The organism is Bradyrhizobium sp. 23, assembly GCF_023073295.1.
In the GTDB taxonomy this organism is placed as follows: domain Bacteria; phylum Pseudomonadota; class Alphaproteobacteria; order Rhizobiales; family Xanthobacteraceae; genus Bradyrhizobium; species Bradyrhizobium canariense_D.
In genome coordinates this window covers 7,515-11,197 of sequence record NZ_JADPJF010000005.1, presented here as the reverse complement: position 1 = coordinate 11,197, position 3,683 = coordinate 7,515, and the positions used below count along the sequence as shown (strand labels likewise).

Sequence of the window (3,683 nt, the reverse complement as noted above, 5' to 3'; positions counted from 1 at the left end):
GACCGCCTCGCCCGCGTTCGCGGGCACGACTGGTGATCCGAGCATCAGGGCCACAGCCAGGGCCGAGCCCGCCGCCTGCAAACGCTTCATCGCATCTCTCCTCGTTGCCCGCGACCGGCTTGTCGCTCTCCCCCCGTGAGGATACCAATGCAACAAGGCCGCCCTCAACTTGTCAACTGTTTGGTTGGAAATGCCCGCAAAACGTTCAGGCGACACCGTGCCGCAGCGGCGCGACCCGGTCGCCACACGCAAGAAGCTGCTCACCGCGGCGCGCGAGGAGTTCGCCCGGCACGGCTTTGCCGGCGCCCGCGTCGACGAGATCGCAGAGCGCGCCGGTGTCAACAAGCAGCTCGTCTACCATTATTTCGGCGACAAGGACGCGCTCTATCTCGCCGTGCTCGAATGGGTTTACGCCGATATCCGCGAGCAGGAACGTCAGCTCAATCTCGAAGGCCTGCCGCCGGGAAAGGCGATCCGGAAACTGATCGAGGCCTCGTTCGATTACCTCGCGACGAACCCCGATTTCATCGTGCTTCTGAACGACGAGAACCGCGGCGGTGCCCGCCACGTCCGCGGCTCGACGCGGCTGGAGGCGATGCATTCGCCGCTGGTGAAGAGCGTGTCCCACATCCTTCACGAAGGCGTCCGCGCCGGCATGTTCCGCAAGGGGATCGACCCGATCCAGCTCTATATCTCCATCGCGGGCCTCAGCTATTTCTATCTCTCCAACACGCCGACGCTGTCGGCGATCTTCGGCAAGGACCTGTCGAGCCGGGCCGCGCGCCGCGCCCGCCGCCGGCACGTCGCCGATCTCGTGCTGCATTCGCTCCGGCCATAATCAACCAACTGGTTGAAACTTCCCTCCGGGACGGCTAGGCTTGCGACCAGCGGCAAGGTGGCCGCTGACAACAGGGAGTAACCGGTGACAGGAGACGGCGCCCGCAATACGCGCAGCTTTGCGATCGTCCTAATCGTGCACTTCGCCGTGCTGGTGCTCTGGCAGGTGCTGGTCGATGCCTTCCACGTCCCGAAGTTCATCCTGCCGTCGCCGCTCGCGACAATCCAGACGCTAGGAACCGCGAGCTACGCCTGGGGCGCCAACACGCTGGTGACGGCGATCGAGATCCTCGGCGGCTTTGCGCTCGGCGCCTTCGTCGGCGTGACGCTGGCCGTCATCTTCAGCTGGGCGCCGCTGATCAGCCTCGTGCTGCTGCCGCTGTTCGTGACGCTGAACATGATCCCGAAGGTCGCGCTCGGTCCGCTCCTCATCGTCTGGTTCTCCTACGGCATCGTGCCGAACATCCTGATCGCCTTCAGCATCTGCTTCTTCCCGATCCTGCTCACCACCGCGCGGGGCTTGCGCGAGGTCGAGCCGGATCTGCTCGACCTCGTCAAATCGCTGCGCGGCTCGCGCTGGACGCTGTTCCGCAAGATCCAGCTGCCGGGATCGCTGCCTTACATCTTCTCCGGGATGAAGGTCGGCGCCATCCTCGCGGTCGCCGGCGCCATAGTCGGCGAGTTCATCGCCTCCGAGCGCGGGCTCGGCTACCTCATGATCCAGGTGCAGTCGTCGCTCGACACGCCCGCGATGGTGATGGCCGTCGTGCTGCTCACCCTGCTCGGCGTCGCGCTTTACGGCTTCGTGCTCGTCCTCGAACGCATCTTCGTCGTCGGCGACGCAAGACAAACTTGAAGATCAAGGACCACAACCATGCTCCTCACCCGCCAGAACCTGCCGAAGACCATCCCTGATATCGCTGCGCTCGACGATCTCCTGTGCCGGCCGACCCAGGCATTGATCGACGACCTCGCCCGGGTCGACGGCGACATCATGATCCTCGGCGTCGCCGGCAAGATGGGGCCGACGCTGGCGGGGCTTGCCAAGGCCGCAGCGCCCGATCGCCGTGTCATCGGCGTCGCCCGCTTCAGCGACGCCGGCGTCAAGGACTGGCTGCACGCGCGTGGCGTCGAGACTATCAATTGCGACCTAATGGACGAGACCGCGATCCAGGCGCTGCCGAAGGCGCCCAACATTGTCTTCATGGCCGGCCGCAAATTCGGCGCTGAGGGCGATCTCTCGCTGACCTGGGCGATGAATGCGCACGTGCCGGCACTGATCGCGCAGGCCTTCCCCTCGTCGCGGATCGTGGCGTTCTCGACCGGCTGCATCTATCCGTTCGTCCCCGTCGACGGCAAAGGATCGGGCGAGGACATGGCGCCGAACCCGCCCGGCGAGTACGCCCAGTCCTGCGTGGGCCGCGAGCGCATGTTCGAGTATTTTTCGCGCAAGTTCGGAACGCCCGGGCGGCTATTCCGCCTCAACTACGCGATCGACATGCGCTATGGCGTGCTGCACGACATCGCCTTGAAAGTGCTCACGGGCACGCCGATCGACCTCAGCATCGGTCATGTCAATTTCATCTGGCAGGGCGATGCCTCATCGCAGGCGCTGCGCTGCCTCGCGCATTGCACAGCGCCGACCTCGCCGATCAATGTCAGCGGCCACGAGATTTTGGCGGTGCGCGACCTCGCAGCAAGATTCGGCGCCAGGTTCGGCCGTATGCCGGTGCTGACAGGAAACGAAGAGCCGACTGCGTGGCTGACCGACACGTCCAAGGCAGTCGAGCTTTTCGGCCTGCCGGTCGTCGACACCGAGCAGCTGATCGCCTGGACGGCGGATTGGGTGTCGCGCGCCATGCCGAGCCTCGGCAAGCCCACCAAATACGAGGTGCGCGATGGACGCTACTGACGATCCGCGCATCATCCGGCTTGGCGTCGAGGATGCTGCGGCGGGCCTCGCGCTCTCGACAGAGGCGCACTGGAACCAGAATGAAGACGACTGGCGGTTTTTCCTAAGCGACGGCGTCGCGTTCGGCATCCGTGATGGCGCGCAACTGGTCGCGACCGCAGCACTCCTGCCCTACCCCGGCGACAACGCCTGGATCAGCATGGTGCTGGTGACGGCAAGCCATCGCCGACGCGGTCTCGCCACGCGGCTCGTCGACGCCTGCCTGGCGATGGCGCGCGAACGCGGCCTGACGAGCTGGCTCGACGCAACCCCGGACGGTGCTGCCGTCTATGGGCCGCTCGGGTTCACGCCGACCCTGCAATTGCGCCGGCTCAAGCTGGTGAAATCGGCATCCGCGTCCGGGCAGGCACCTTCGTCCGCGACACTCGACGCGCTCCGCGCGCGCGACCGGCGCGCCACGGGCCTCGATCGAACCGCCCTGCTCTCCAACTTCGCGCAGCGTTCCGGCTCGCGCATCGTCTCCGCGAACGGCGCCATCGCGCTGGTTCGCGACGGACGTACCGCCCGCCATATCGGCCCGCTGCTTGCCGACGACGCGGCAGCCGCGCTGACCCTGGTCGATGCCATCGCGCGATCGGAGACCGGACCGCTGCTGCTCGATGCCGTCGCGTCGCAAGCCGCGTTCCCTGAAGGATTGACCGCATCCGGCTGGATCATCGAGCGCCCGTTCCAGCGCATGCGGTTCGGCCCCGCTAAGACCGCGGGTGAAGACATGCCATTCGCCGTCGCCGGCCCTGAATTCGGATAGGACATCATGCACCACAGCCAGATCAACAGCGAGATCCGCAAGCTGATCGCCGACGGCACCGTGCTGCCGGCGCATCCCCTCGCGCTCACCGCCGAACGCCAGCTCGACAAAAAGCATCAGCGCGCG

4 protein-coding genes are annotated in these 3,683 nt (G+C 66.0%); all 4 read left to right on the top strand.

What is annotated here, in order from left to right; all coding sequences use genetic code 11:
* Nucleotides 1–190: 190 nt before the first annotated feature.
* The 4 genes from IVB32_RS00850 to IVB32_RS00835 all read left to right on the top strand — a co-directional run bounded on the left by IVB32_RS00850 (nt 191) and on the right by IVB32_RS00835 (nt 3,557).
* Nucleotides 191–838, top strand: a complete 648-nt coding sequence (locus IVB32_RS00850) for a TetR/AcrR family transcriptional regulator (RefSeq protein WP_018454547.1) — start codon at nt 191–193, stop codon at nt 836–838.
* 84 nt (nt 839–922) lie between these two features.
* Nucleotides 923–1,693, top strand: a complete 771-nt coding sequence (locus IVB32_RS00845; RefSeq protein WP_026232760.1) for an ABC transporter permease — start codon at nt 923–925, stop codon at nt 1,691–1,693.
* Between the two features lie 18 nt (nt 1,694–1,711).
* Nucleotides 1,712–2,749, top strand: a complete 1,038-nt coding sequence (locus tag IVB32_RS00840; RefSeq protein WP_247370932.1) for an NAD(P)-dependent oxidoreductase — start codon at nt 1,712–1,714, stop codon at nt 2,747–2,749.
* A complete protein-coding gene (locus tag IVB32_RS00835; RefSeq protein ID WP_085353566.1) occupies nt 2,736–3,557 on the top strand; it encodes a GNAT family N-acetyltransferase in 822 nt (273 codons plus the stop codon). The genes IVB32_RS00840 and IVB32_RS00835 overlap by 14 nt, the downstream gene beginning before the upstream one ends.
* The last annotated feature ends 126 nt before the right edge of the window (nt 3,558–3,683 follow it).